Consider the following 24,759-nt stretch of genomic DNA (forward strand, 5'->3'; position numbering starts at 1 on the left):
CAATGCACTGCCGAGCAAATCGTTTGTTTTGCCCCATGGGATTGGCGCCGGGCATTCCGGCGCCGCTCGTTTTCAGTTTTTGGATTTGTACTGCGCGAGATTCTCTGGCGTCACGAGTTCGAACGGAACGACCACCTTTTGCTCGAACTGCTGCCCGCGCGCGATTTTCAGGACCGTGTCCAGCGCACCTTCACCCTGCCCTTTGGCCGATTGATAAACTGTAACGTCGAGATCACCGGCTTCCATTGCGCCCAAAGCGTCCTGCGTAGCATCGACACCACCGACGATGACGCCTTTCATGTCAACGCCAGCAGACTTCATCGCCTGGATGGCACCGAGCGCCATTTCGTCGTTGTTCGAGATCACGGCGGCGGGCTTCATACCGGACGTTATCCAGTTGGTCATGAGATCGATAGCAGGCGTTCGCATCCAGTTCGCCGATTGTGAATCGAGCACCTTTATGTCCTTGCATGCATCGGATTTGAGAACTTCCTCTGTTGCTTTCGTGCGGCCTCGCTGTCCAGTAGTGCCGAGTTGGCCCATAAGAATGACGGCATCGCCTTTTCCACCGAGTAAACGGCATATTTCCGTGGTTTCGAGCCGTCCCGCCTGCTCCTCATCGGAACCAACCCATGCCTGTTTTTCAGGGAATTCATCCATATTTGCAGGCAGCATGTTCACGAATACGAGAGGTACCCCTGCTCTTTCGGCAATCTTCGACATTGCCCGGCCCGAATCCGCATCAACGAGCATCGTAATAATGCCGTCGACACCTGATGCCGCGAAGTTTTCGATCTGGGACTGCTGGCGCGCTATATCGCCCTGCGCATCCTCCATCTGCACTTCGACGCCGACTTCGCCGGCGTGGCGCTGAATGTTGTGGCGCAGGACGGTCAAAAAATTGTCGTCGAATAACGACATCGCAACACCGATCTTTTCGGCATGAGCCTGCCCTGCTAGTACCGCGCAAAACGCGGCCGCAAACGTAATCTTCCTAATCATGCTGTTCGCTCCTCCTCAGCGTCTATCGGGGACGCTTCCCTGATCTTTCGACGCCACCGCCTATCTGGAGGCAATGCGGCGCCATCGTCCGGCCGCTTCGTTCGTGCGGTCGGAACGTTCAGTCGTCATCATTCGAAAGCGAATGAGAAAGCCTTACCCATCATGGCGGTTTGAATATCCGCCATTTCTACCGACAACGGGCAACCTCCTGCTCCCGATAGCATCATAGCCACGGTAAAATAATATTTCAACAAAAATTGCAGAAATTATTTCTTGCAATATCTGTTCTCGATGCGATATCCAGCTGATAAACCCCAGCCATCGCAAATCAGGAACTGAAATGTCTCCTTGGGGCTGGCCGATGGGCGCGAATGGGCCATCTCCAGCTACGCGGGCACTTATGTGACACGAGCGGTTTCGCTCGACCATAAAATCCTTCTAGGATTTCGCCACGGGACGGCTGCGCATACGTGTCACCGTTTCCCGCTCGGCGCGTCGACAGATTTGGGGTGGTAGCCCGCGCAGGATAAGTTCCGTATCGGCGAGGACGAGCCTGCCGATCTCCAGAAAGCTCTCTCGCGTACCGCCACTGCGATGACTGGACAGGACCACACCGTCGAGTTGTCGAAGAGGTGCGTCCCCCGGTAGTGGCTCGACGGGATAAACATCTATTCCCGCCCGTACATGTCTGCTTCGGACCGCACACTCCAGCGCGTCGAAATCGATGATCCCGGCCCGGCTCATGACCAGAACCACCGAACCACGCGGCATCAACGACAACTCACGCTCACCGATAAAACCCTGGTTCTCGCTGGTGGCACTCGCAAAGAGAAACACGACCTGCGATTGCCGGAACAGATCATCGAGCGAGGATGGAATACAGTCCTGTTCAATGATCCGTCGTTCGGCAAGCCACGGATCGAAAACCCGCACTTGGCAGCGAAAGGGCACCAGCATTTCGCGCAGGCGCCGGCCAAGATCGCCCAAGCCCACAATACCCACCCGCGCGTCAGTTAAAAGGAAGCTGTCGACATTGCTCGCCACCCCCCATTTTTCCGATCGTGTTCGAAACGCTTGGTGCGTTGCCGTGATCTCGCGACACAAATCCAGGGCCATGCCGAGCGCCGTCTCCGCGACCGATGTTGCATAGACCGGGCTGGTGTTGAGCACATGGACGCCGTGGTCCAAACACCAAGTATAGTCGATATTGGGAAGGAAATTGCCTTCGACGTTGAATATGGCCCGCAGGCTGGTCATCTGCGCCAGGCGTTCCGCCGGCAGATCGATCTGCCCGATGCAGATCGTCGCTTCCACCAGGGCGGCGTCGAGGTCCGGTTTCGAAAGGCGACGCCCATCCGCATGCACTCGAACGGTTCCCAACTGCGCAAACCTCGCCATAACGTCCGGCTCGAAGATCATGTCGAGTGTGCGCGGCTCGGGATCCGCGATCAGGATGACGGGTTTACCGGAATTTGTGGCGGTCATAATCTGCAATCCACCCATTCGCCGGTCGCATTGGACTGGACCGCAGACTGAACGAACCTGACTCCCTTTGCACCGTCGATAACATCGGGATAGGCAAGCAGCTCTTCGGGAAGCGTCCTGCCAGAGCGACGCGCATCGATCGCGACCGCAAACTCCGTATAGAGATTGGCCCAGGCGTCGGTCAACGCCTCGGGATGACCGCGCGGCATGCGCACGAAGCGTGCGGCGGCGGGATACATGCCCGCGCTATAACCTCGACTGATGATCTGCGTCGGGGAATCCAGCGGCGTAAACAGAAGGTGTTCTGGATTCTCCTGGTTCCACTCGAGTCCAGCCAGGCTACCGAACACCCTGAGCCGCAAGCCGCATTGCGTTCCTGCTGCCGCCTGCGACACCATCAATGTGCCGGGCAACCCGCCTTCGAAACGCAAGTGCATGAAGGCGGTGTCCTCAAGCGATTTCGGCGCGCCGGCGACATGGAAAAACGCCCGCACCTGTTCGAGCTCCTTGCTGGTGGCGAAGCACGCGAGATGCATGGCATGCGTACCGATGTCGCCTACTGTGAACGCCGCACCTACCTTCGCTGGGTCGAGACGCCAGGGACACTCGCCATCCTGGTCCGTCAGGTTGACTGCCCATTCCTGAAAATATTCGACATGTATCTGGCGAACATCCCCCAGCATGCCGTCGCGGATCATCTCGCGTGCCTGCCGCACCATGGCATGGGCGGCATAGGCGTAGGTGACGCCGAAAACAAGCCCGGTGGTCTGCTGGCGACGTACGAGCTCGAGCGCGTCATCGAGGTTGGTCGTCAACGGCTTGTCAGAAATGACGTCGATCCCGGCGTCCAGAAATGCCGACGCAACAGCGTGATGTAAATGGTTCGGAGTAGCGATTACCACGGCGTCGATGCCGTCGGAGCGTTCGGCTTCGCCCTGCGCCATCTGCCCAAAATCGCTGTAGATGCGATCATCATCGAGCATCCATGCGCGACCGGACCGGCGTGCGCGTTCCGGGTCGGAGGAAAGGGCACCCGCGACTATGTGCCACCGATTGGACAATCGCGCGCCGTTGGCATGAACGTTGCCTATTAATGCACCTTCGCCGCCGCCGACGAAGCCGAGCCTGAGCAGGCGTGAAGGTGGTGGAAAACCTGAAAAGGATGCGTTTACAGCCATCGGACAAATTCTTCTCATCTGGAGAAATGTGGTCCCGCTCGGTGGCGGGACCGTGCCACCGTCACTTGTATTGCTCGGCATTTTCCTTGGTGACCAGAACGGTGCCAGGATCGGTCACCATCGGCACATCCTTGCCGGCCTTCATGTCCACGAGCGCCTGGATGCCGAGGCCTGCCATTTTCTGCGGCGCCTGCGCGACGGATGCGGTAAGCTCACCTGCAAGAATAGACTTCGCCGCGTCCGGGTTGGCGTCGTAGCCCACGACCAGAACGTCTTTCAGCTTAGCGGCGGCCTTCAAAGCCTCCACGGCACCGAGTGCCATATTATCGTTTGAACCGAAAACACCCTTAATGTTTGGATTGCCGGTCAGGATGGTTTCGGTTACCGACTGCGCCTTGGCACGATCCCAGTCAGCTGGTTGTGCGGCGACGATCTTCATACCGCAACCTTCGAGCGCTTCTTTGGCTCCGTTATAACGATCGGCACCGTTCGTCGTGGTCATGACACCCTGCAGGATGGCAACCTCGGAACCAGGTTGCAGTTGCTTGCACATGAATTCGCCGCCGAGCTTGCCGCCCTCCAGATTGTTGGTCCCGATGAACGGCACATCCTTGTTCGTACCGGCTCCATCAACGAAAACTACCTTGACGCCGGCTTCTTTCGCTTGGTCTACGACTGGCGCAAGAGCGGCAGGATCGGTCGGCGCGATGGCGATGCCCGCCACCTTTTGTGCAATCAGGTCTTCGACCTGGCCGATCTGCGCCTGAACATCCGTTTCGCTTGGCGGAGATACCACAACCACATCGACACCTAGTTCCTTGCCCTTCGCTTTAGCCCCTTCCTCAAAAGCGGCCCAGTATGGATTGCCAGCGGCTGGCCCTTTCATGGTGACCACATATGTGTCGGCGGCCTGGGCCGTTACGATCATGGCGGCGAAAGCGACGCCGGAAAGAAGAATTCTATTCATTTCGGTTTCCTCCCATAATTTGAACGTCTCGCTGGAGTTTTTTCACCGGGCGTGCCGAGACAAAAGCATCCGGGATCTTGGGCGTTCAGCGCCGGACAGAGGCGTGCTTGCGCAAAACGTCGATGTAGACAGCAATGATGATGACAAAACCAATCAGGATCATCTGCCAGAAGGCGCTGACATTGTTGATATTGAGACCATTGCGAAGCAGGCCCATGATAAGCACCCCGGCCAACACTCCGAGAACGGTTCCCCGTCCGCCGAAGAAGGAAGCGCCGCCGATGATAACCGCCGCGATAGCATCCAACTCGATGCCGATACCGGCATTGGGAAAGCCGCTGCCGCTTCGACCAACGAGCAAAAGGCCGGCAAGTCCTGCGAAGAAGCCGCAGATCATGTAGACCAGAACCAGAATTCTATCGACATTGACGCCCGATACGCGCGCAGCCTGCGGATTGCCGCCGATCGCGTAGATATGACGTCCGGTTGAAGTGTAGTTGAGGAACAACCAGACAAGTACGGCGCTGACGAGCACGACGACGAGACTGACCGGCAACCCGGCTGGCGGCGCGAACAGTCCCAGGTCCCAATAGGCGATACCGAGATAACGAACTTCCGGTTGAAGCCCGGAAACAGGTGCTCCGCCGGTCAGCAGATACGTCAGTCCGCGTGCGATATTGAGCGTGCCCAAGGTCATGATGAAAGGATGCGGAAGTCTTAGCTTCGTCAGTCCGGCGCCGTTAATATAGCCGACCGCCAGTCCCACTACAGGTCCGACCAGCAAACAGATCGGCCATGGCACGCCCGCCTGGGCAGCCATGGCAATGCAGACCATCGCCAGTGCCATGGTCGAACCTACGGAAAGATCAATACCACCGGTTATGATCACCAGCAGCATGCCGAGCGCGAGCAATGCTAGCGAGGCGTTCTGCTTGAGGATATTGGAGAGGTTTTCCGCAGACAGGAAGACACCGGGCTTGATGATAGCCAGAGCCGTCATCATGACGATGACGACCACGACAATGCCGTAAGTTTCGAGAAATTTTGAAAATTTTGGATTGTGCAGCACTTTATTTCACCCGATCGTGAGCCAATTCATCGGCATGGTCCTTTGCGCCCATGATCCAACCGATAACTTCGTTACGGTTCGTCTCTGAAAGCTTGGCCTCGGCGAAGTTGGTCCCATGAAAGAGGGCGATCACACGATCGCAGCAGTAGAAAATGTCGTCCATGCGATGCGAAATGATGATAACCGCGACTCCATGTTCCTTGAGTGAGCGTATCAGATCGAGCACCTTTCCCACTTCCTTGATTGCCAGTGCAGCCGTCGGCTCATCCATGATAACTAGTTTGGCATCAAAGGCGGTAGCACGTGCAATAGCAACGGCCTGACGCTGACCGCCACTCAAATTCTCCGTATTCTGATCGATGGATTTGACGCTGATCTTCAGTTTTTCCAGGTGCACCTGCGCCATGAGACGGGCTTTGGCGTGATCGACAATCCGTAACGGCCCGAATTTACGGCCCGGTTCTCGGCCAAGATAGATATTCTCGTAGATCGGCATATTTCCGGCCAGCGCGAAGTCCTGATAGACCATTTCGATACCGTGCAGACGGGCGTCCTTCGGACCCGAAAAACGCACCGGAACGCCTTGGAAAATGAGCTCTCCTTCGCTGGGCGCATAAAGACCAGACAGGATCTTCATCAAGGTAGACTTGCCAGCCCCGTTATCGCCGACAACACCCAGTACTTCGCCTGGATCAACGTGAAAATTTACGTCTCGCAACGCAGTAATCGCCCCGAAATACTTGGAAACGCCCCTTGCTTCCAGAAGGGGGGGCTGGGGCTGCAATATACCTGTCTTCTTCACGCTCTCCTCCCAATTGGCGACGACATCCCAACATGCAATACAGCAAAAATTTCTTATTATTGTATTTTGCAATATTTGTTGCATACAGTGGGTTGTCTGTCAATCGAGATGACTAACCGTTGCCAAATAAGGGATGACCCGTAGAGATGTTGATTTGCGTCACGAATTAACCCAGTTTTGCATTAGACGGTGATCAGCTCAGGCGAATTCAAGTATTTGGGAAATCGTTATTTTCTGTCCTGCAATTGGGTCAGGGCGAAATGGAAAACTAGTTCAAACTCAGGTGAAACTCGACACCTCCCCTTTCGAACCAGGAACGCTGACCGCTCGCAAGATCAGTACAGCAGCGCGCATCGGGTCTGCCGAGATTGCCTACGCGTTCGACACTGCCACCGAATTTGCCCCGCTTACCTTCGAATTGATGAGTAGATTCTCGTTTATCGCGAAATTTAGAGCGCGTAAAAACAATGACTTAACATCGATTTACCAACTCAAATGACGTTTAGCTTTCGTTACCGTGACGTTAACCATACGGGCTTATAACCTCCGATAAGTATACGTTATCGGATGTGATTGATTTGAAGCCGCAAATCAATAAATATTGGGGCAAGGCCGCGCCACAGAAAGCCCGCTTTCCGGCCCATCAGGGAGTCTTGACCTTGCCATCAACGTCCGTCACCGCCGTCGAACGGCGTGCCGAAACACTCGATACGATTGCCGCCGTTTTGCCGATGAACCGGCGCGACATGCTCGCGGAGATTTTGACGAATGAGGATGTCGAGACGCTGCGCCATCTAGTCAATGAAGGCATGGGCGAAAACACGCTGCGTGCGCTGACCTCGGATCTGGCCTATCTCGAAGCATGGTCAATGGCCGCAACCGGCAGCCCCCTCCCCTTTCCGGCGCCGGAAGCCCTGCTCCTGAAATTCGTTGCCCATCATCTCTGGCGGCCGCAGCAACGCGAGATTGAACCCGATCACGGCATGCCAGCCGACGTGGAAGAGGAATTGCGCCGACAAGGCTTTCTGCGCGTGTCGGGACCGCATGCACCGGCAACCGTGCGCCGCCGTCTTGCCAACTGGTCGACGCTGACCCGCTGGCGCGGCCTGGAGGGTGCGTTTTCATCGCCTTCCGTCAAATCGGCAATCCGGCTTGCGGTGCGCGCCCTGAACCGGCCGCGCAGCCGCAAGAGTGCCAATGCGATTACCGGCGATATTCTGGGCAAGCTGCTGGCAACCTGTTCCGGCGAGGATCTCACCGCCTTGCGTGATCGGGCCATCCTGATGGTGGCCTTTGCCTCCGGTGGCCGCCGACGCAGCGAAATAGCAGGCCTGCGCACAGAGCAACTCGTCAAACAGGCACCTGTCACCGATGAAGAAGGCTCTCCCCTCCCCTCGCTTGGCATCCATCTTGGCCGTACCAAAACCAGTGGCGTCGAACAGGATGAAATTGTTTATCTGACCGGACGTCCCGTCGATGCCCTCACCCGATGGCTGAAGGCAGCCAGGATCGACAAAGGCAACGTGTTTCGAAAAGTCGATCGATGGGGCAATGTTTCCACGCGGGCACTGGAACCCAGTGCCGTCAACGCCATCGTCAAGCGGCGCGCGCAAATGGCGGGTCTCGACCCTGCGGAATTTTCTGCCCATGGTCTGCGCTCCGGCTATCTCACCGAAGCCGCCAATCGTGGCATTCCCCTCCCCGAAGCCATGGAGCAATCCCGTCATCGCTCCGTGCAACAGGCATCAGACTATTACAACAATGCCAAACGGCGCAGTGGACGAGCGTCACGGCTGCTGTGAGGCATGTGCCGACCAAGGGCATTGGAACCCACACATCAATTAAGTTTGCCCATATCATTCAGGATCAGACATATTCTGCTTCAATTCAGAGAATTTTGCAGCCATTGTCGGATTCCCGCGTGTCAAGCGACGTGAAGAATTGACCGACAGGTCCTCGGCTTTATTATTTGCAAGCCGCAAATTGTTGGCTGATTTGTGAAGCGCTTCTTTCGTTTTTTCCAGATCCTTGATCGCTTCATCGATGCGTCTGACTGCTTCCTCAAAACCGTCCGAAGCCAGACGCCAGTTTCTCCCAAATGCTGTTTTAAAATCTTCAAGTTGGGCTTCAAAGTTGGTGATGTCTACGTTTGCGCTCTCACCAGCGCCAGCTCTGTCTTGTATTTAAGCGAATTTATCGCCGCATCACGCAGCAGCGTAATTATTGGGATAAAGAGTTGTGGTCTGACAACATACATTTTCGGAAAACGATGGGATACGTCTACAATCCCTGTATTATAAAGTTTGCTCTCAGGCTCCAGCAGTGAAACCAACACCGCATACTCACAGCCCTTAGCGCTACGATCCTTGTCTAGCTCTTTGAAAAAGTCTTCATTCCTCTTCTTTGTGACCGTGTCCTCGTTCTCGTTCTTCATCTCGAACATGATCAAAACAATTTCAGAACCTGCATCGTCCACGTCACGGAAGATAAATCGCCCTTACTGCCGTTGCGCGCGTCGTTATTCTTCTCAAAATAAGCGCGGGGAAATGCAGTGGCGCGAATGCGGTCGAACTCAGTTGCGCAATGCTGTTCCAGCGTCTCACCGATCATTTTTGTCGATAGCTTCGCCTTCATATCACTCAGACGCTCAATAGCCTCGTCGCGATCCTTAAGCTGCGTTTCGTACTTGTCCTTGAGGGCAGTTTCAGCAAGTTGCTTTTCAAGTGCGACACGATCAAGACCGTTCTCAACTCGTCTCGCTCTTTCTCAACTACGAGGACTCCTTCGGTCACGGCGATCTTCTGTGAAAGCTCACCCGCATCTAGCCTGGCCTTAAGACGCTCAATCTCAGCGTCCTTAATAGAAGCTGCTTTATGTAGTTCGGCATTAAGCTTCGCCTCGGCGAGTTTTGACGCAGCCTCCTGCTCTCGTCTGGCAGTTTCCAGGTCGTGCAGAAGGGTATCACGTTCTTTTTCCACGACACTTAAGGCCTCGGCTACCGCGAGTTTGTGCGACTTCGCTAGATTCGAGCCTCGCCTTCAGTTTCTGAATTTCAGTATCCCTGGCTGCAGCAGCTTTCTGCAGTTCACTGCTAACCTTGGCCTGTGCAAGCTCGACCGCGTTCCGCTTGTTCTGTTCAGCCAACTCCAGACGCTCATGCAGTTGCTTGTCGAAATCACTATCGCGAACCTGTTTCAGGATATCTGCATAACCTGCTTCATCAATCTTGAATGCCTTGTTGCAATGCGGGCAGATGATTTCATGCATATTTATTTCGTTTGGCCTTAGCGCCAACCTGTCAGAGGATCTCGTTGCCCATGATCCAGAGCCACCTTTGACCTTCCCTTGCGGTCGTAGAATAAAAGTCATCGATCCTTGCACCATTCACGGCAGGTTGGGAGTAACCAGCACGACGGTTGGAAAGTATGTCCGGTAACGTCCGACATCTCGTGTCAAAAGTGGAATTTTTTGTACTGCAGCATGTGCACCAATGAAAAAATCGGGCAGCACACCAGTTCGCGAGCCGCCTGCCCTTCGATATCGGGTAAAGACTTTGCCTGCCAGAAAAAGTGCCTCTCTGGGAAAAGATGTAATTTGAAGACCGGCCGTTTCAATAAATTGGTCCAGTTCCTCTATTCGCTCGTAACGAACTGAAAGTTCTGCGTAGATCACATCATTAATAAGCAATGGCCCCGTCAAACTTGCGGTTTCGAGTTGTCCAATCGACCATTCCGCCCACTGTGGATCATCTGTCACAAGATCCAGAAGAACATTTGTGTCAACGAGCGTCACTTTTCACCGCGTGTCAGCGCCATAATTGCATCTGTATCGAGCCCCTTGCCAGCGTGACCACGCAGCTTCTGGAAGCGATTTAATGTTTTTGGCGCATCAGCCTTAACAAGAAATACGTTTCCATCAGAAGTTCGATGAAAATCCACTCTGGTCCCAGGCCTGATCCCAAGCAATTCACGAACTGCTTTTGGGATCGTGACCTGGCCCTTCGATGTCACTGTCGTTGTCATTGCCGCACCTATGTAATACCAGATTTTGATAAGGTAATACCATCGTGGTGCGATTTCAAGCGCCATGTAAACCACGCAACTTCTTGCATAGTCTCTGAATCCGCACACAATCCGTGAAAATCGTAATGCGTGGAAGCGCAGGGCCGCTCCACATTCCAGGTCGAAAGGTAACGACCCTGATCTATTCAAGCAGATAGCCAAGGGACCGATATCCTGTGCGACGTTTTGCTGCCATAGGCTCGCAGACGTTCTGACCGACCAAGATGTCGAGACGCTTCGCCATCTGGTCAATGAAGGCAGGGGAAAAACACCCTGCGTGCCCTGACTTCGGACCTGGCCTATCTCGAGGCATGGGCTTTTGCCGCAACCTGTGGTCCCCTCCCCTTGGGGGGTCCGTGTTACCGGCGTGCAAACGCCAGGGTGCGTCTGCAAAAGCCAGTAAGCTCCTGATCGTTGATGACGGCTGTTTGCCAAGCCGCGTTGCTATCGTGGTGGAAACGATTACCGTAGTCTTTAAGCGCTTCCAGTTCTGTGATGTCGGCCTGTGATAAAATCTCATCTGCAGTTCCAACGCGCTGCCGGCAAAGTCCCAGGAAGGGACCGAGCAAAGTCTCCGGGGGATAGTGCGCTGGGAAGGCGACACGCATGAAAGCCTCCAGGATCGGGCGTAGTGCTTGCGCCGCCTCGCGTTCGGTCTGCGGGCTGCCGTTTGCAATATAGTCGCTGACGAGGGCATGCCTACGGTCATGTTCGGTGACCGCGTCCTGCGTCACGTCCCAGGCGGACAGGGTTGATCCGGCACCCTGCCGGGCGATCCGGATGGCAGTACGGCTTGCAGCCCGGTCGGCGCCATTCCAGACACCAAGAAGGAACGGCTTGGAGTGCGAAAGCACGATCATCTGGCTGACGCGATCGTGGAGCGCCCGCATTTCGTGGACGGTGGTCAAGGAGCGGTGCTCATCGAGGCTCGTCATGGGGTCGTCGATCACGACGATCTTGTCGGCGAGCGACGGGTCGCGATCGAGCGAAGCAAAGAAGAACGCGAGCGCCAGCGTGTTACGATCGCCGGCACTCAGGGTGTTGCGGAAAGACGGGCCGGTTCCCGTCAGTGCGACCGAGGCGTTGTTTATCACAACGTTATAATTGGCCGACGAACCACTACGGCTGTTGACCGAAGCAACAGCGCCGATGCGGAACCCCGCATTGAATCGTTGGAGGTAGACGTTGATGGCCGTCTGGTAGGCCGGAAAGACTCTCTGGCGATACTGGTCGAGCGCATCACGGGCATTGTCGCGCAGCGTCTCTGTTGCGGTTTTAGCCTGCTTTTCGGCCAGATAGGCCGTGCAGAGATCCGTCGCAGGTTGTGTATGGCGTGTTCGCACTAGAACAAGCCGCTGCAAGTCGGCCGTGAGGGCTGCAAGGTTGGCGCCCGCCGCACGCTCCTTGACGATGGCGATATTTGCGTTGGCGGCCTGCAGGCCTCCGGAGAGCGCCTCGATATCGCGACGCGCGGCTTCATAGGCATCGATCGCAGCCTGCGCCTCAGCCGAAAGCGCCGACGGCTCAAGCGGGGAAGCCTGCTTGCTCCGCAGCGCAGCCACAACAGCGGTGCGCGCCGCGTTCCAGACGCGGGCAATTGCCGCTGTATCAACCCCGATCGCAGGGACGTCCTGTGTAAAGCGCGTCCAGAACTCGCTGGTCTGCGCGGCGGTGCGGATACCGCGCTCGAATGCGGCCGGGATGTCGCCGGCATGGGCGGTGTTGACGCCCGATATCGCGGTAGCGATGTCCGTCTTTAGCGTCTGATATTCGGCGCTGAAATACGCCTGGTAATGTGCAATGAGCGGCGAACCTCTTAGATCTTGGGCACAAAACGGACAGACCTCGTGATCTTCACCGGCCGAAGCCGGTCCGATGCGGCTCATCCCCTGGTTGACCCAAGCTTCGCCGCCCTGGCCGAGCACGCCGAAATGCGCCTGAACCTGGGCGGCGGCAGCGGCTTCCAGAGCGGGCAGATTCCGCGCGAGCAGGCTGTTGATCGCAACCGCGTCGAATGCCGGCAGGCTCACGAGCTGGAACGCGTCCTGGCGCTGGACCGCGTCGGCAGCCCGCGCAGCAGCCAATTGACGTTCCGCCTCCTCAATCTTGCCGTCCACCCGCGCATCGGCCTGGAGTGCACAGAACGCATCGGCCGTCAGCGCCCCGCGCATGGCTGCAGGAATGGCGTCGGTCCGTTGCTTCAGCGTCCGGTTATGCTGTTCTATCGCGGCGATATGCTGAAGCACCGTCGCATTGAGCTGTACCCCCTGCCCGCCGAGGATTAGTTCATGCAGGTTCTGGCGATGGGCCGTTTCGATCTCGATGCCGGAGCAGACATTTTGCGCCACAAAGGCATCGTCGAAGACCGCAATATGCGGAAGCGGCTGGCTCCAGGCACCGTTTTGAAACATGTGAGGTGCCATGCCCTGCCGGGCCACGATGATATGTGGCGGATGTTGCGCTCCGAGGCGCTGTCGCTCGCTGACTAGATCCGCATCACCCGAGCTGAGCGACCGAAGGATGGTTGCCAGCGTCGTCTTGCCTCGGCCATTCTCCGCGTATATGAGCGTCAGCTTGCCGAACGGCAGCTGCGTTCCCGTGGCGACATTGTCAAACTGCCCGACATTGCGCAAAAGTTGAATTCGATCGACCGTCATATCCCCCCCGAAGTTGCATGCAATGTGCGCCACTCACGTAGTTTATTTCAAGCAAAATCGCTTGCTTAGTCTGCATTACATTGAAGCTCGCAGTGTCGCTATCAAGCAGCACGCTATTTGCAAGCGCGTTGTGGCCGAGTTCTTGAGCTTTTTTTCGCTGAGCGGATGTCAAGGCTTTCCAGATCCGATGCACATTGCGCGATGGCATCGCGCCGAGATCCGTGACGTTGCTTGCTTTGCCGAAGCGCACCTTAAAAAACGACGGATCATGATCCATGGCGTTAGCTGTTGCTGTTCTTGACTATTCGTCTGCATTTAACTTTGTGACGTTTCGCTCCCAGACAAAACCAATCTCAGTAATTTTTGTCCGCCGACAAAAGTAGGAAAATATTACTTTAAATCAATATGATAACGGACCGGAGCGTGAGCTATAGACCCCGCGAAGGCGTTAACTTATTATTAACTTTAAATTTGTTGCAGATCCCTAAGAATCGGACATAATAACGGTTCGTTTGGCCATTCTGTCCAAAAATCGTTTTTATGGAAATCAATGGGTAATGAACGAGATCTCGCTCAAAAAGCCGAAAGCCACGCTTAAATTCGAAAAACACATCCTCGATCAAGGGGATCAAATTTCGAAGAAGTTGCATTTGCTCAGCGTTCAGAACTTCCCAGATTCTGGAAAAAAGACACTTCGTTCATTCTCTCTTGCAGAAGCATCACAATATATAGGTGTAAGCCAGAGTCACCTTAAGAAACTTCATTTGGAAGGCAAAGGCCCCGCTCCTGAAACTTCGCCGTCGGGTCGGCGATCGTACACCGCTGAGCAGATGCATGACATTCGCCAGTATCTTGATCAAAACGGTCGATCGGAAACACGTAATTACGTCCCGCACAGAAAGCCAGGCGAACATCTTCAGGTCATAGCGGTCGTTAACTTCAAAGGCGGCTCTGGGAAAACTACAACTACCGCCCATCTGGCCCAACATCTGGCTCTTACTGGTCATCGCGTCTTGGCAATCGACCTCGATCCTCAAGCCTCGCTTTCGTCACTGCACGGGTTTCAACCGGAGTTGGATCAGGTCCCTTCAATCTATGACGCGATCCGATATGATGAGGAGCAAAAGCCGCTCTCTGAAATTATTCAGAACACCAACTTTCCTGGACTGGACATCGTTCCTGCAAATTTGGAATTGCAGGAATTCGAATATGATACCCCCCTCGCAATGAGTGACCGCAATTCGAATGCTGGTAAATCATTCTTTACCCGCATCTCGAAAGCCCTCGAAGAAGTTGACGATCAATACGACATCGTCGTCATTGATTGCCCTCCACAGCTTGGCTACCTGACTATAACGGCGCTCACGTCAGCCACGGCAGTTCTTATCACGATACATCCCCAGATGCTGGATGTGATGTCGATGGGCCAGTTCCTCCTGATGCTTGGCAATATTCTCGAGCCTATCCGCGCTGCCGGCGCAGAGGTAAATCTGGAATGGTATCGCTACCTTGTAACAAGATACGAGCCAACAGATCAGCCACAGGCTCAGATGGTGGCTTTTTTGCAGACATTGTTTGGCGAGTTTATCCTCAAGAACCAGATGGTCAAATCAACCGCTGTCTCAGATGCAGGGATCACAAAGCAAACGCTCTATGAGGTCGAAAAAAGCACGATGACACGTTCCACCTATGAACGTGCAATTGAATCATTAGATGCCGTCAATGGCGAAATTGAAGGCCTTATCCACGAATCTTGGGGCAGATGAGTTTGTCTGCTGACAAATTCAGCATTTATGATTGCAAATTCAGTGAGATAAGCGATTACGGAGATTGAAATGGCTAGGAAAAATCTTCTGGCGGGACTTACGGAGTCAACCGAAGAGCCAGTGACGTCCAATTATCGGATCGGTGGCGCATCCAAATCCATGATCCGTTCTGTTAATGAGCTTGCACGTCAAGCTGACGCTTTCCTTGAAGGCGAGCAAGTCGTCGACCTCGATCCAAATGTTATAGACAGTTCTTTTGTATCTGATCGTCTTGGTACTGATGGTGAAGAATATCAGCAGCTTCTTCAAGCTATCCAGGAACGGGGACAGGACAGCCCTATACTCGTTCGTCCTCATCCAAGCATAGATGGTCGTTTTATGATCGTCTTTGGTCATCGTCGTGTAAAGGTAGCCCGCGAGCTCGGACGCAATGTTCGAGCAGTTGTAAAGGCACTTGACGACAAAACACATATTATCGCGCAAGGACAAGAGAATTCGGCTCGAGCAAATCTCAGTTTCATTGAGAAAGCTCTTTTCGCAAAAAATCTTGAGACACTCGGATATGACCGTGAAACAATCTCCTCCGCACTAGCAGCTAATGCGGCAGCGGTTTCCAAGATGATTTCCGTAACGTCCCGTATTTCGCCGCAACTCGTCAACATTATAGGATCAGCTCCCGGGGTAGGGCGCGAACGCTGGCTTGAACTAAGCCTTCTAGTCGAACGTAAGGCCGCTGCAATTTCCGAAATCGTAACTTCAGACGATTTTGGTTCAATAGATAGCGACGAGCGTTTCAATCGGGTCTTCACTGCGGCGAATGCCAAAGGCAAGCCGGTCAAAAAGGAACGAACCACACCAACGGCAAAGTCGTGGGGATCTAGCGAATTTGCCATTACGATGAGTCAAAAGCCGAAACAGGTCGATTTCTCTTTCAAAAGCGAGAAAGCTAGACCGTTCGGCGATTGGTTATCCGAGCGACTTGAAATCCTCTTTGAGGAATTCAAGCAATCAGAAACCAAGAATGGAGATTGAGCCGCAAAAGAAAAAGGCCCCCAAACGTTGCCGTCGTGGAAGCCCTTCTCGATGTTTTAGCAGACTGAGAATCGCATTTCCCCGAATCGGTGTCAAGAGTCATAAGCGTCATTTTGGCGGGTGGATTTCTTTTGCCTTTTGAAAGGTGAGAGGGAATGCAAATTCTGGGAACTGTCACGTCCGTGTTTCGCGGGCGAAGGAATAGTTTCGCCCAAAATCCTGAACTGCAGAATAAGCAGGGCAGGGGGGTAAACAGATGGGTGATTTACAAACAGCTCTGTGTGGCCAAGTCAGCACTCGGTCTCAATGATCGCTGCCTTGCTGTGCTCAGTTCGCTTTTGTCATTTCTCCCTGACGACGACATGAATGAGAAAACCGGCCTCGTCGTTTTTCCATCCAATCGCCAACTATCGCTGCGTGCCCACGGCATGCCTGAATCAACGCTACGCCGTCACCTGGCTTCATTGGTTGAGGCCGGGATCATTGCGCGCAAAGATAGCCCAACCCGCAAGCGTTATGCGCATAAGGACAGGGAAGGGGGCGTTGAACTTGCCTTCGGCTTTTCCTTTGCGCCCTTGCTTGATCGCGCATCTGAGATTGCCGGTATCGCAGATAAAATCCTTGCGGAGCAAAAAGCCTTGAAACGGCTTCGCGATGAAGTGTCCGTCATGCGCAGAGAGATCGCTTCGGCTTTTTCAGAAAACGCGGATGGGTCCGGTGACTTTATTGAGGGTCTTGAAGGGCTATTTGTTCGCTTCCGTGACGTTGTAGACGCTATTCCTCGCCGAGCATCCCTCGATGAGCTGATGATTATCAAAGCCAATCTGACAGCCATATACGATGAATTGGTTATCGCTTTGAAAAACATGGCAATTGTTCCAGAAATGAGCGGCAGCGTCGCTCAATTTGAGCGGCAGCATAATGAATCCCTGCCAGAATCCCTTTTTAAATCTCAAAATAACAAAAAGATTGATTTGAAGGCGTCTTCTTCGGAAACGACGGTTCCTGAGAGCCTCGAAGACGAGAACCGCATTCGGGTTTCACCTTCCATTTCGCTCGATCAAGTGCTGCGAACATGTCCGGATATTCGCGAATATGGAGCGCACGGCATCAGCACATGGCGAGAGCTTCAAGATGCTTCACAGATCGTTTCCGGCTTCCTTGGCATTAGCAAGTCTGCCTATCGCGAAGCACTAAGCTTCATGGGAGTAGAAGCGGCATCGACGGCCATTGCCTGGATCCTGCAGAAGCTGGCGACCATCAGTTCACCAGGCGGTTATTTGCGATCTCTTGCCCAAAAGGCGAGGGCAGGGGGCTTCTCCATCAGCCAGCTTTTGTTTTCTGGGATGAAAGGTAATGGAAGTCTGGCATCGGCAGGATCGCAATGAATTCCGACACACAAGGACAGTCATTGAACAACAACAATCCTTGAAGTGTCACGCTTGGTGTTATATATAGTCAGGGTAGATGACGGTGCAGATTCTGAAGAACGCCTGGTTCGAGCGGTTTGCTCGAAAGCAGAGGATTACGGACGTCGCCTTGATAGAAGCGGTGCGTCGTGCCGAGCGCGGTCAGATAGACGCCGATCTTGGTGGCGGTGTCATTAAGCAACGAGTCGCCCGGGCAGGACAGGGAAAGTCGGGTGGGTTTCGCACGATCATTCTATATAGGTAGGAGCGGCGGGCATTTTTCGTGTTCGGCTTTGCAAAGAATGAGCAGGCCAACATTGATGACGATGAAGAAGTTCAATTCAAGAAGATGGCAAAGGAACTTCTTGCGTTATCAAAAGAGCAAATGGAGCTGCTGATCGAGAGAGGACGTTTTTCGGAGGTTGACGATGGTGAAGAAATATAAGAGCGAAGCAATGGCGGCCATCCACGAAACTATGGAGGGCCTGTTTGAAGTCGGCGCGATCGACAAGCAGACTATGCGAGAATTTGATGATGTCTGCCTGACCGCGATTGAGCCGCTTACCCCGGAAGAGATCCGCTCCATCCGGGAGCGTGAACATATATCGCAGCCCGTCTTTGCTCGTTATCTCAATGTGAGCAAGGGTCTGGTGTCAGATTGGGAGCGTGGAGTGAAGAAGCCCGGAGGGCCGGCACTACGGTTATTGACGGTTGTTCAGAAAAAAGGGCTAGAAGCGATTGCCTGATTGCGAAAAAGCAATCAGACGGGCGGGCCAATTTATGATCGTTTATTCCGTGAACACCACCAGGACGCCGGATTTGACGATTCTTGCGAGTTCTTCTGCATCCCAGTTTGTAAGACGCACGCAGCCATGGCTCGATGTTTTGCCGATGCGTGAAGGGTCAGGCGTGCCATGAATACCGTAAGTGGGTTTGGAAAGCGCAATCCATACCGTACCGACGGGACCGTTTGGCCCAGGCGGAATGGTCAGAACGCCTTCATTGGCTCCCTGTTTGAAGTTGATCCTGGGATTGTATGTATAATTGGGATTGATCGCTATTCGTTTGACCTGAACCGTGCCCGAAGGAGAAGGAGTGTCCGAAGAGCCGATCGTTGACGGGTAGGCTACCTTCAGCTTTCCATCTGAACCATAGCCCCGAACCTGTTTGCGACCTTTATCTGCTATGATATGGGCAATCGGCGTGCGTTTGGCTTTGCCGAGATTGGGAACTTTGATGATCGAGCCTGGTTGATTGAAATTCACCCCTGGATTGATCTCTTTGAGGAAACCCTCATCGATTTGAAACCGCTCGGCAAGCATTTCCGTGACTGAGGTATAAGCCATTGCTGGCAATTGGGCTTTCAAAGCGTAGTCAGCGGGGATTTCTGCAACAAACTGCCTGCCAACATCTTCATTTGTGATGAGGTAATCCTTGAAAGCTGGTCCGCCGGTATTCTCCAGTTCGGTCTGAACCGCTGCGGGATCGGCTGGATTGATAAATCTACCCGTGATTTCGCCAAAAGCCGCAGCAGCCTTGTCGACATTGCTGCCGGAACGCCCATCGATTGCGCCGGGCGACGCGCCAGCCCTGTTCAACATGATCTGATAGGCTGCAATCTGTTCTTTGGAATCAACGCCTCTTGGCATTTCTATCGCGGGTGCCATGTCGTCGGCGGTTGGAACATAAGTCGATGAAGTTTCCTGACGAGTTGGTTGTGTGCGATTGATGCTGCCAGTGGTCATCTGGTCCAGTTCGGCTTTGATCGGTGCAGTTGACCCCACTAATGCGGGCGGTCGGATATCTTTTACCTGCAAAAGCAGTCCATTGATCGAGCGGTCAATTGAGGAAGACGGCATAAAATGGCGTCGGTGCTGGTCGAAAGATTGCCGCACTATCCCATGTTCAAAAAATAGCGTCGCTGCGTTGCCCGAACTGACAAGCACGCCGGAAATTACAACAATCCTCAACGTGAATTTAGATAAAAGTGCGAAGTGCGACATACCGTAAGCCTGATTGGACCCGATAAGTATTCGCCGGATTATGGTTAAATATTCGTTTGCGGACGCTTCTCTAGGCAAGAAATTGGAGTGAACACAAACCGAGAACTCTCGCTCGGCGTAGCTGCGATCATAACGCGATTTACGCCGTTACCCCATCTTATTGGCATGTCAGCTATGCGAAACTGGCCCTTCTGTCTGAGATCACGCGGACCTATATGCTGTTTGCAACAAAGAGAGAATTTTTGAGGAGAGAGAAATGAACCTGATCCGCTCGTACAGCAACTGGCGCCGTTATCGTAACACTGTAAACGAACTGAGCCGCCTGAATGCTCGTGAACTGAATGATCTGGGCATCATGGCTTCGGAAATCCCGTTCTTAGCTCGTCAGGCTTCAGGTCGCTAACAAATTTTGATTATCGCTGAGGCCGTTCCTCCCAATTCCTCGGCGATCTAAGACCAGACATCCTCCTCCCAAGGTCTGGTCTTCCTCATAAACACCCGTCGCTCCTCCAGCGGCGGGTGTTTTGTTTTTGGGGGAGCGAAGGGCAACCCGCAGGACTGGAATTGCGGGGTATGTGCCTTCGAGTGCCAACTGTCGACCAGAAAAATGGACGGGTTGGCGCAGACGCCCGGTGCTGCGGCCGATCTTAAGCCTTACCGAGACGCTTGCGCAGTTCGGCGTTTTCTGCTCGTAGCTTACTGGCCAGTTCCTTGCGCAGTTTTAGATTTTCAGCTTCGAGCGTCACCAGAGTCTTCAGGTCATCACCTGAAGGCGCCCTTGCCGCTGTGGGTGCTGCCTTTTCTGCGGCGTTCTTCCAATTGTAATAAGTCTGTTCACTGACTTCCGCTTGCTGCAATGCAGCTTTCAGAGTGACCTTTCCCCCTTTTGTTGCTTTTTCGATAGAAGCGAGAATGGCGGCACGCTGCTCGGGACTATATCTCTTGACCCTGCGTTTTGTTGGCTGTGTTACAACGGATTTAGCCTTCGCGGCAGCTTTAGGTGCTTTGGCAGGTTTGGTGCCGACCTTTGTCGCCGTTGAAGGAGAAACAGCGCTAGTCTTTGCTTGTTTTGGCGCAGCCTTTTTCCGGGGAGCGCGTGTTTTTGGCATGTCACCGACAGGTTCAGCAGCATTGATTGCAGTTGCAGCAGGTTTTGCATCGGTAATTATTTCATCAGCCATGTTGAGTTTCTCCTGTGTTGGTGGACGGGCAGTTACTTATTTCGGGGACAGACAGATCAACGCTTAATGTGGAAGTAAAGTCGTGTAGTTCATGGTGAACTTACGAAAGAGATTTTTCCGAGAGGCTGTTGTCACAATTGAATGCAGTGCTGAACATTGAAAAACAGGCTGGAAATCGATAGGTAGAGTCAAGCGCTCTTCTCACCCCCTTCTGTCATATTTCATTTGAAAGCCATTCACGGATGAAGAATCCAGTTCGCAATGTTATCGTCGAATATAAGAACAAGCGTGCCCGCAGGGGGAATGCATCCTTGTGGGGAAATCTGGATTTGAAGTCGATCGCCCGGGAAGTTGAAGCGGATACGTCGCAATCTCCGATAGATGTTCAGGCAGGAGCTCAATCCCCCGAACCAATGCACGACAAGGCTGAGACAGCCGACCTGGAATTCCTGCCGCTGATCGCGGCTACTGCTGAAACCGTTGCGGACGAGCGAGAGCTTTCTGTCATTGATGCGGTAGAGCCAGAAAAAGAGCCAATAGCGCCCATTGCGGTCCAAAAGCCAGAAATTGCCGAAGAAATTGTTGTCAGAAAGAAAAATCGCTCTGTTCGGCGCAGCGTGAAGAAGGTTGCTCGAAAGAAAGAGAAAACTGCGAGACCTCCGGTCGCAGAGACAGACAGCCCGTCCGAACTACTGTCCCTCGAAAGCGAGAATGCGTCTCTCAAGCGCGAACTGCTTGCGAAACTGCGCGCAGAAAATGACGCCTTGTTCGCGCTGCTCAGACGAGCCGATCTGCGGACCACCCACAGTAGATAGGTCCGTTTTATTCAGGCCTGCATGTTCATTGGCCCGACGACGACCTGGCTGAAACTGGCATGAAGCAATACCAACCGCGTGTTCTGGTCATTTGGGAGTGTCCGGTTTATCGTCGCCAAGGCTGTCGCGTGTCGGGAAGCAGGCAACACCAAGTCGGTTTTGGCGCGAACGGGGAGGTTGATTGACAATGAAATCATGGAGTGAGCGCCTCGTCGCGGGGCTGAAGAACTGGCGATCGCGCAACAACGACACCGGGGCGGATGCAACGTCTGGTGTACAAAGCCCAGCCGATACGAGCCCAGTGTCAATCGGCGTTTAAACGGAACCCCTTATCGGCGTCCAAAAAGGGCTCTGACTCAATCTCGATGATGTTTTGGGTTCAATTGGCCTGGTTTCAAAGGAGAATCAGCGCCATGCGAACCCGATTTCGGCTTTCTGATCTGGTCCCCGCCGAGTTGAGCGTGGAGGCAGTCCATCATGGCCACGACGCGATCGTGGTCGCCGTATATGGCCAGTCTGCAGATTGCAGATGTCCCGAATGCGGCACGGTGTCCCGTCGCGTTCATAGTCGCTATCCTCGGTCGATTGGTGATTTGCCATGTTCGGGGCGACGGATTGAATTGCACCTGACCGTTCGGCGTTTCGTCTGTACTGCCGCGCATTGCCGTCGAAAGATTTTCGCCGAGCGCTTCGGCGACGATGTAATTCGCCCCATGGCTCGCCGGACAGCACGCCTGGACTGTCTGGTTCGCCATCTGGCTCTCGCATTGGGTGGTCGCCCTGCGGCCCGATTTGCAGATCGTCTCGGATTCCCGGTGAGCAATGATACGCTGCTGCGAACCGTTCGCCGGTATGATCGCCCGCCGCCAACGCCACCGAACGTCATCGGTATCGATGACTGGGCCTGGCGACGTAATCATCGATACGGCACCATCATTTGCGATCTTGAACGCCGAAGGGCAATTGCATTGTTGCCCGACAGGGAACAGGCGACCGCCGTGGCCTGGCTGGTCCAGCAGCGCCAGATCGCGATCATCGCGCGAGACCGCGGCGGCGGGTATGCGAAGGCCGCTGCACAAGCTCTGCCACATGCCGAACAGGTCGCCGACCGCTGGCATCTGATGGAAAACGCCAGTCACGCCTTTCTCGACGCCGTTCGCCAATCGATGCGGCAGGTCCGCATGGCAATTGGCACTGCAACGGTCAATCCAAAGCTGCTGACTGCCGCCGAGCGGCTGCAATACGAGGGATATCTGCGGCGCGAAGAGGCAAATGCCGCCATCCGCGGTCTCGTCAGCGAGGGCCTATCGATCAAGGAAATCGTGCGCCGAACCGGGCATAGCCGAAAGCTGGTCCGCAGCGTCGTTCGTGGTCAACGGACCGACATCTTCAGGGTCCGTCAAACCTCTCTCGAACCGCATCTGCCGTGGCTTGAAACGCAGTGGGACGCCGGTTTGCGAAACGGCGCTGAACTGTGGCGGCAGCTTCGAGTGGTTGGCTTTGGCGGCAGTCTGCGTGTTGTCACCGAATGGGCAGCGCGGCGAAGGCGTGCCGAAAAGGCCGAGAATGGACTCGGACATGCGCCGGCCGCACGCACCGTCGTTCGCCTGATGACCCTCGAGCGGAACAACTTGACCAAGGCTCAAACGATGACGGTTGCCGCCATCGAAGAGAGGCTGCCGGACCTTGTCGAGGCCAGGGATGTCGTCGAGAACTTCCACGAAATGTTGCGTCAAAAGTCCTCAGTTGATCTGGAAGCCTGGATTGACCGAGCGGCGAAAAGCTTGGTCGCCTCATTCGCCAACGGCGTCATCCGAGACAAGGCAGCGGTCCAGAATGCGATAACCTCACAGTGGTCGAACGGCCAAACAGAGGGCCAGATCACAAAGCTCAAGCTCATCAAACGGCAAATGTACGGTCGCGGAAAGCTCGATCTGCTCGAGGCACGCATTGTCGGAGCGCCCTGATGTCATCGAGATTGCGTCAGAGCCCCGTTTGGATGCCGATAACCCCTCAAATGGGGTCCTTATTCCATGCTTAATGACAATCGCTATTCAATTGCTGTGATCCGTAATCCGAAGCCGCTATTTTTGCTCGACTTGCGCTATGAGGGCGCCAGCCTGCTTGGAATATCGACCGATACCGTACGCGCAAAGGCTCAAGCCGCAGGTAGACGATTAAGTCAGGAAATCTACGACCAAACCGAATTCGACGGCATCATTTATATGTCTCGCATTACAAACAAGGAATGCGTCGCTGTTTACGACAGGGCAGTCCACCTCAATCTCGAGACCGACGCCCCAGCCTTAAACTTGACGAGGTTATCAAGCTTGACCGATATTTTTGATAAGTTGTTCGTCACTTTAATCGTAGAACCATAACATCCGACATTCAAACCGGCCAGACGCCCCAGCGATTTAGGCAGTTGCCGTCCCCCGCAATTCTGAAAACTGAAGTGGTAAGCGGCTATGCTGCCGTCAGCGGTAGTTGGTTCGAATAAAATACATGAAGTTGTGACGGCTGTTACGTTGTTCCATGGAACGGGCAATCTCGACTGCGATGGCGTTGAATTCAGGTTATGAGTTTGGCATCGACCTGGCTCTGCAGGTTGGAGAGTGTTCTAACCACGGGGAGCAGATCACGCAGCAAGCTATGCGGAAGATTTGCCAAGAGTTTCGCAAGTTCCACGCGTTCTTTGGCTTCCTCCTCACTATTGCCCCACAAATGAGGCGCTGCTTCATAAAGCATATCGATGGGTATAACGCCGAGCACTTCGCAGATATGAATCATGCGAGTGACATGAAGCTTTGAAAATGCCCGTTCATATCGGCCATAAACCGGTGTCGAAAGCCCTATTAGAGGGGCAAAGTCGGCTTGTTTGAGGCGCGCCTGTTCACGCGCTTCGCGGAGGTACTTCGCAAGCCGATGATCGATTTCTTCAAACGTACTTATCCCGTTAAAACCAGGACGCCTAAAGATTGGCTTATCGATTTCAGGATCATTGGTTTTTTCCAAGGAATGCTCGTTTGAGTAATCTAGTGACTCACTTTTCACTTTCAACTCCCTCGTTTTCAGCGCCATCACGGTGATCGCTAAGAGATGCTCCGTTATAATAGCATTTCAGAAAAGTGATTTATTCTTCTTTTCATATCAATCTTCATGGCCGGGAGCGACGTCTTTTCCGCCTCTAATGCGAAAACAGGTGTAGACGGTTCAGTGTTCAAACTGACGTTTACCGTCGTGTGCAAGTTCCATCCAAACCACCCGACAATCGTGATATTCTGCGGTTCGCTGACCCGCGTGAGCGAAGCCTACATTTTTCAAGCAGATTG

Annotated in this window: 24 protein-coding genes and 3 pseudogenes; 11 read left to right on the top strand and 16 right to left on the bottom strand. The window is 54.0% G+C overall.

Annotation, left to right across the window (positions count from 1 at the left end; all coding sequences use genetic code 11):
- Positions 1–72: 72 nt before the first annotated feature.
- From CES86_RS21090 to CES86_RS21115, 6 genes are all read right to left on the bottom strand, one after another.
- Positions 73–999 carry a substrate-binding domain-containing protein gene (locus CES86_RS21090; protein WP_371831541.1) on the bottom strand — a complete coding sequence of 309 codons (927 nt, stop codon included), beginning with the start codon at positions 997–999 and terminating at the stop codon, positions 73–75.
- Between the two features lie 441 nt (positions 1,000–1,440).
- The gene (locus CES86_RS21095) at positions 1,441–2,487 is read right to left on the bottom strand and encodes a hydroxyacid dehydrogenase (protein WP_094515328.1); all 1,047 of its coding nucleotides are present in this window, start codon (positions 2,485–2,487) and stop codon (positions 1,441–1,443) included.
- Positions 2,484–3,665 (bottom strand): Gfo/Idh/MocA family protein, encoded by a 1,182-nt coding sequence (locus CES86_RS21100; protein WP_094515329.1) that lies wholly within the window; start codon positions 3,663–3,665, stop codon positions 2,484–2,486. The genes CES86_RS21095 and CES86_RS21100 overlap by 4 nt, the downstream gene beginning before the upstream one ends.
- A 61-nt stretch (positions 3,666–3,726) precedes the next feature.
- Entirely contained in the window at positions 3,727–4,632 is a 906-nt protein-coding gene (locus CES86_RS21105) for a sugar ABC transporter substrate-binding protein (protein ID WP_094515330.1), read from the bottom strand.
- An 85-nt stretch (positions 4,633–4,717) separates the two neighbouring features.
- Positions 4,718–5,701: an ABC transporter permease gene (locus CES86_RS21110; RefSeq protein ID WP_094515331.1), complete on the bottom strand. Its 984-nt coding sequence runs from the start codon at positions 5,699–5,701 to the stop codon at positions 4,718–4,720.
- A 1-nt stretch (position 5,702) separates the two neighbouring features.
- Positions 5,703–6,503 (bottom strand): ATP-binding cassette domain-containing protein, encoded by an 801-nt coding sequence (locus CES86_RS21115; protein WP_235819976.1) that lies wholly within the window; start codon positions 6,501–6,503, stop codon positions 5,703–5,705.
- 731 nt (positions 6,504–7,234) lie between these two features.
- Between CES86_RS21115 and CES86_RS21125 the strand changes: the two genes are divergently transcribed.
- Positions 7,235–8,305, top strand: a complete 1,071-nt coding sequence (locus tag CES86_RS21125) for a site-specific integrase (protein WP_094574561.1) — start codon at positions 7,235–7,237, stop codon at positions 8,303–8,305.
- Between the two features lie 54 nt (positions 8,306–8,359).
- On the opposite strand, the pseudogene CES86_RS28315 reads toward CES86_RS21125, so the two are convergent.
- From CES86_RS28315 to CES86_RS21140, 5 genes and pseudogenes are all read right to left on the bottom strand, one after another.
- Positions 8,360–9,155 (bottom strand): annotated as a pseudogene (locus CES86_RS28315) (DUF2130 domain-containing protein).
- Positions 9,143–9,481 carry a hypothetical protein gene (locus CES86_RS28210; RefSeq protein WP_235819123.1) on the bottom strand — a complete coding sequence of 113 codons (339 nt, stop codon included), beginning with the start codon at positions 9,479–9,481 and terminating at the stop codon, positions 9,143–9,145. Before CES86_RS28210 ends, CES86_RS28315 begins: the two are co-directional and overlap by 13 nt.
- A complete protein-coding gene (locus CES86_RS28215) occupies positions 9,465–9,770 on the bottom strand; it encodes a hypothetical protein (RefSeq protein ID WP_235819122.1) in 306 nt (101 codons plus the stop codon). Before CES86_RS28215 ends, CES86_RS28210 begins: the two co-directional genes overlap by 17 nt.
- A 117-nt stretch (positions 9,771–9,887) precedes the next feature.
- Positions 9,888–10,295, bottom strand: coding sequence for a type II toxin-antitoxin system VapC family toxin (locus CES86_RS21135; RefSeq protein ID WP_094515334.1), 408 nt, complete (start codon positions 10,293–10,295; stop codon positions 9,888–9,890).
- The gene (locus CES86_RS21140) at positions 10,292–10,525 is read right to left on the bottom strand and encodes an AbrB/MazE/SpoVT family DNA-binding domain-containing protein (protein ID WP_094515408.1); all 234 of its coding nucleotides are present in this window, start codon (positions 10,523–10,525) and stop codon (positions 10,292–10,294) included. Before CES86_RS21140 ends, CES86_RS21135 begins: the two co-directional genes overlap by 4 nt.
- 235 nt (positions 10,526–10,760) lie before the next feature.
- Between CES86_RS21140 and CES86_RS27970 the strand changes: the two are divergent.
- Positions 10,761–10,921, top strand: a pseudogene (locus tag CES86_RS27970) (integrase); the annotation flags it as partial.
- 2 nt (positions 10,922–10,923) lie between these two features.
- On the opposite strand, the gene CES86_RS21150 reads toward CES86_RS27970, so the two are convergent.
- Both CES86_RS21150 and CES86_RS27285 read right to left on the bottom strand, forming a co-directional pair.
- Positions 10,924–13,221 carry an AAA family ATPase gene (locus tag CES86_RS21150; protein ID WP_094515335.1) on the bottom strand — a complete coding sequence of 766 codons (2,298 nt, stop codon included), beginning with the start codon at positions 13,219–13,221 and terminating at the stop codon, positions 10,924–10,926.
- Positions 13,175–13,498, bottom strand: coding sequence for a hypothetical protein (locus tag CES86_RS27285; protein ID WP_094544332.1), 324 nt, complete (start codon positions 13,496–13,498; stop codon positions 13,175–13,177). Before CES86_RS27285 ends, CES86_RS21150 begins: the two co-directional genes overlap by 47 nt.
- A gap of 280 nt (positions 13,499–13,778) precedes the next feature.
- Between CES86_RS27285 and repA the strand changes: the two genes are divergently transcribed.
- The 5 genes and pseudogenes from repA (at position 13,779) to CES86_RS21175 (ending at position 18,174) form a co-directional block, all read left to right on the top strand.
- Positions 13,779–14,987 (top strand): plasmid partitioning protein RepA, encoded by a 1,209-nt coding sequence (gene repA, locus CES86_RS21155; protein WP_094515336.1) that lies wholly within the window; start codon positions 13,779–13,781, stop codon positions 14,985–14,987.
- A 69-nt stretch (positions 14,988–15,056) separates the two neighbouring features.
- Positions 15,057–16,019, top strand: coding sequence for a plasmid partitioning protein RepB (gene repB / locus CES86_RS21160; protein WP_094515337.1), 963 nt, complete (start codon positions 15,057–15,059; stop codon positions 16,017–16,019).
- Positions 16,020–16,174: 155 nt separating this feature from the next.
- The gene (repC, locus tag CES86_RS21165; RefSeq protein ID WP_094515338.1) at positions 16,175–17,407 is read left to right on the top strand and encodes a plasmid replication protein RepC; all 1,233 of its coding nucleotides are present in this window, start codon (positions 16,175–16,177) and stop codon (positions 17,405–17,407) included.
- Between the two features lie 79 nt (positions 17,408–17,486).
- Positions 17,487–17,873: pseudogene (locus CES86_RS21170) on the top strand (type II toxin-antitoxin system RelE/ParE family toxin).
- Complete coding sequence (locus tag CES86_RS21175; protein ID WP_094515339.1) at positions 17,857–18,174, top strand: helix-turn-helix domain-containing protein; 318 nt, start codon at positions 17,857–17,859, stop codon at positions 18,172–18,174. Before CES86_RS21170 ends, CES86_RS21175 begins: the two are co-directional and overlap by 17 nt.
- 42 nt (positions 18,175–18,216) lie before the next feature.
- Here the strand turns inward: CES86_RS21175 and CES86_RS21180 are convergent, their stop codons facing one another.
- Entirely contained in the window at positions 18,217–19,431 is a 1,215-nt protein-coding gene (locus CES86_RS21180) for a L,D-transpeptidase (protein ID WP_235819977.1), read from the bottom strand.
- A 256-nt stretch (positions 19,432–19,687) separates the two neighbouring features.
- Between CES86_RS21180 and CES86_RS21185 the strand changes: the two genes are divergently transcribed.
- Positions 19,688–19,834 carry a DUF1127 domain-containing protein gene (locus CES86_RS21185; RefSeq protein ID WP_094515340.1) on the top strand — a complete coding sequence of 49 codons (147 nt, stop codon included), beginning with the start codon at positions 19,688–19,690 and terminating at the stop codon, positions 19,832–19,834.
- A gap of 244 nt (positions 19,835–20,078) precedes the next feature.
- On the opposite strand, the gene CES86_RS21190 is transcribed toward CES86_RS21185, so the two are convergent.
- Complete coding sequence (locus CES86_RS21190; RefSeq protein WP_094515341.1) at positions 20,079–20,612, bottom strand: transposase; 534 nt, start codon at positions 20,610–20,612, stop codon at positions 20,079–20,081.
- 242 nt (positions 20,613–20,854) lie between these two features.
- On the opposite strand from CES86_RS21190, the gene CES86_RS21195 reads away from it, so the two are divergent.
- The 3 genes from CES86_RS21195 to CES86_RS21205 all read left to right on the top strand — a co-directional run bounded on the left by CES86_RS21195 (position 20,855) and on the right by CES86_RS21205 (position 23,808).
- Positions 20,855–21,427 (top strand): hypothetical protein, encoded by a 573-nt coding sequence (locus tag CES86_RS21195; RefSeq protein WP_094515342.1) that lies wholly within the window; start codon positions 20,855–20,857, stop codon positions 21,425–21,427.
- Positions 21,428–21,840: 413 nt separating this feature from the next.
- The gene (locus tag CES86_RS21200) at positions 21,841–23,394 is read left to right on the top strand and encodes an ISL3 family transposase (protein WP_094515343.1); all 1,554 of its coding nucleotides are present in this window, start codon (positions 21,841–21,843) and stop codon (positions 23,392–23,394) included.
- A 66-nt stretch (positions 23,395–23,460) separates the two neighbouring features.
- On the top strand, positions 23,461–23,808 hold the full coding sequence (locus CES86_RS21205; RefSeq protein ID WP_143851099.1) for an RES domain-containing protein: 348 nt from the start codon (positions 23,461–23,463) through the stop codon (positions 23,806–23,808).
- A 190-nt stretch (positions 23,809–23,998) separates the two neighbouring features.
- On the opposite strand, the gene CES86_RS21210 is transcribed toward CES86_RS21205, so the two are convergent.
- Positions 23,999–24,508, bottom strand: a complete 510-nt coding sequence (locus CES86_RS21210; RefSeq protein WP_094515344.1) for a helix-turn-helix domain-containing protein — start codon at positions 24,506–24,508, stop codon at positions 23,999–24,001.
- Positions 24,509–24,759: the final 251 nt, after the last annotated feature.

It is taken from the genome of Brucella lupini, assembly GCF_002252535.1.
Classification (GTDB): Bacteria; Pseudomonadota; Alphaproteobacteria; order Rhizobiales; family Rhizobiaceae; genus Brucella; species Brucella anthropi.

What these genes read in the sequence shown, in the direction of transcription:
- CES86_RS21095 (WP_094515328.1), bottom strand. Translation starts at nt 2,487, where the DNA reads ATGACCGCCACAAATTCCGGTAAACCCGTCATCCTGATCGCGGATCCC.
- CES86_RS21100 (WP_094515329.1), bottom strand. Translation starts at nt 3,665, where the DNA reads ATGGCTGTAAACGCATCCTTTTCAGGTTTTCCACCACCTTCACGCCTG.
- CES86_RS21105 (WP_094515330.1), bottom strand. Translation starts at nt 4,632, where the DNA reads ATGAATAGAATTCTTCTTTCCGGCGTCGCTTTCGCCGCCATGATCGTA.
- CES86_RS21125 (WP_094574561.1), top strand. Translation starts at nt 7,235, where the DNA reads ATGAACCGGCGCGACATGCTCGCGGAGATTTTGACGAATGAGGATGTC.
- CES86_RS28215 (WP_235819122.1), bottom strand. Translation starts at nt 9,770, where the DNA reads ATGCATGAAATCATCTGCCCGCATTGCAACAAGGCATTCAAGATTGAT.
- CES86_RS21140 (WP_094515408.1), bottom strand. Translation starts at nt 10,525, where the DNA reads ATGACAACGACAGTGACATCGAAGGGCCAGGTCACGATCCCAAAAGCA.
- CES86_RS21150 (WP_094515335.1), bottom strand. Translation starts at nt 13,221, where the DNA reads ATGACGGTCGATCGAATTCAACTTTTGCGCAATGTCGGGCAGTTTGAC.
- CES86_RS27285 (WP_094544332.1), bottom strand. Translation starts at nt 13,498, where the DNA reads ATGGATCATGATCCGTCGTTTTTTAAGGTGCGCTTCGGCAAAGCAAGC.
- repA (WP_094515336.1), top strand. Translation starts at nt 13,779, where the DNA reads ATGAACGAGATCTCGCTCAAAAAGCCGAAAGCCACGCTTAAATTCGAA.
- repB (WP_094515337.1), top strand. Translation starts at nt 15,057, where the DNA reads ATGGCTAGGAAAAATCTTCTGGCGGGACTTACGGAGTCAACCGAAGAG.
- repC (WP_094515338.1), top strand. Translation starts at nt 16,175, where the DNA reads ATGCAAATTCTGGGAACTGTCACGTCCGTGTTTCGCGGGCGAAGGAAT.
- CES86_RS21175 (WP_094515339.1), top strand. Translation starts at nt 17,857, where the DNA reads ATGGTGAAGAAATATAAGAGCGAAGCAATGGCGGCCATCCACGAAACT.
- CES86_RS21180 (WP_235819977.1), bottom strand. Translation starts at nt 19,431, where the DNA reads ATGTCGCACTTCGCACTTTTATCTAAATTCACGTTGAGGATTGTTGTA.
- CES86_RS21185 (WP_094515340.1), top strand. Translation starts at nt 19,688, where the DNA reads ATGAACCTGATCCGCTCGTACAGCAACTGGCGCCGTTATCGTAACACT.
- CES86_RS21190 (WP_094515341.1), bottom strand. Translation starts at nt 20,612, where the DNA reads ATGGCTGATGAAATAATTACCGATGCAAAACCTGCTGCAACTGCAATC.
- CES86_RS21195 (WP_094515342.1), top strand. Translation starts at nt 20,855, where the DNA reads ATGAAGAATCCAGTTCGCAATGTTATCGTCGAATATAAGAACAAGCGT.
- CES86_RS21200 (WP_094515343.1), top strand. Translation starts at nt 21,841, where the DNA reads ATGCGAACCCGATTTCGGCTTTCTGATCTGGTCCCCGCCGAGTTGAGC.
- CES86_RS21205 (WP_143851099.1), top strand. Translation starts at nt 23,461, where the DNA reads ATGCTTAATGACAATCGCTATTCAATTGCTGTGATCCGTAATCCGAAG.
- CES86_RS21210 (WP_094515344.1), bottom strand. Translation starts at nt 24,508, where the DNA reads ATGGCGCTGAAAACGAGGGAGTTGAAAGTGAAAAGTGAGTCACTAGAT.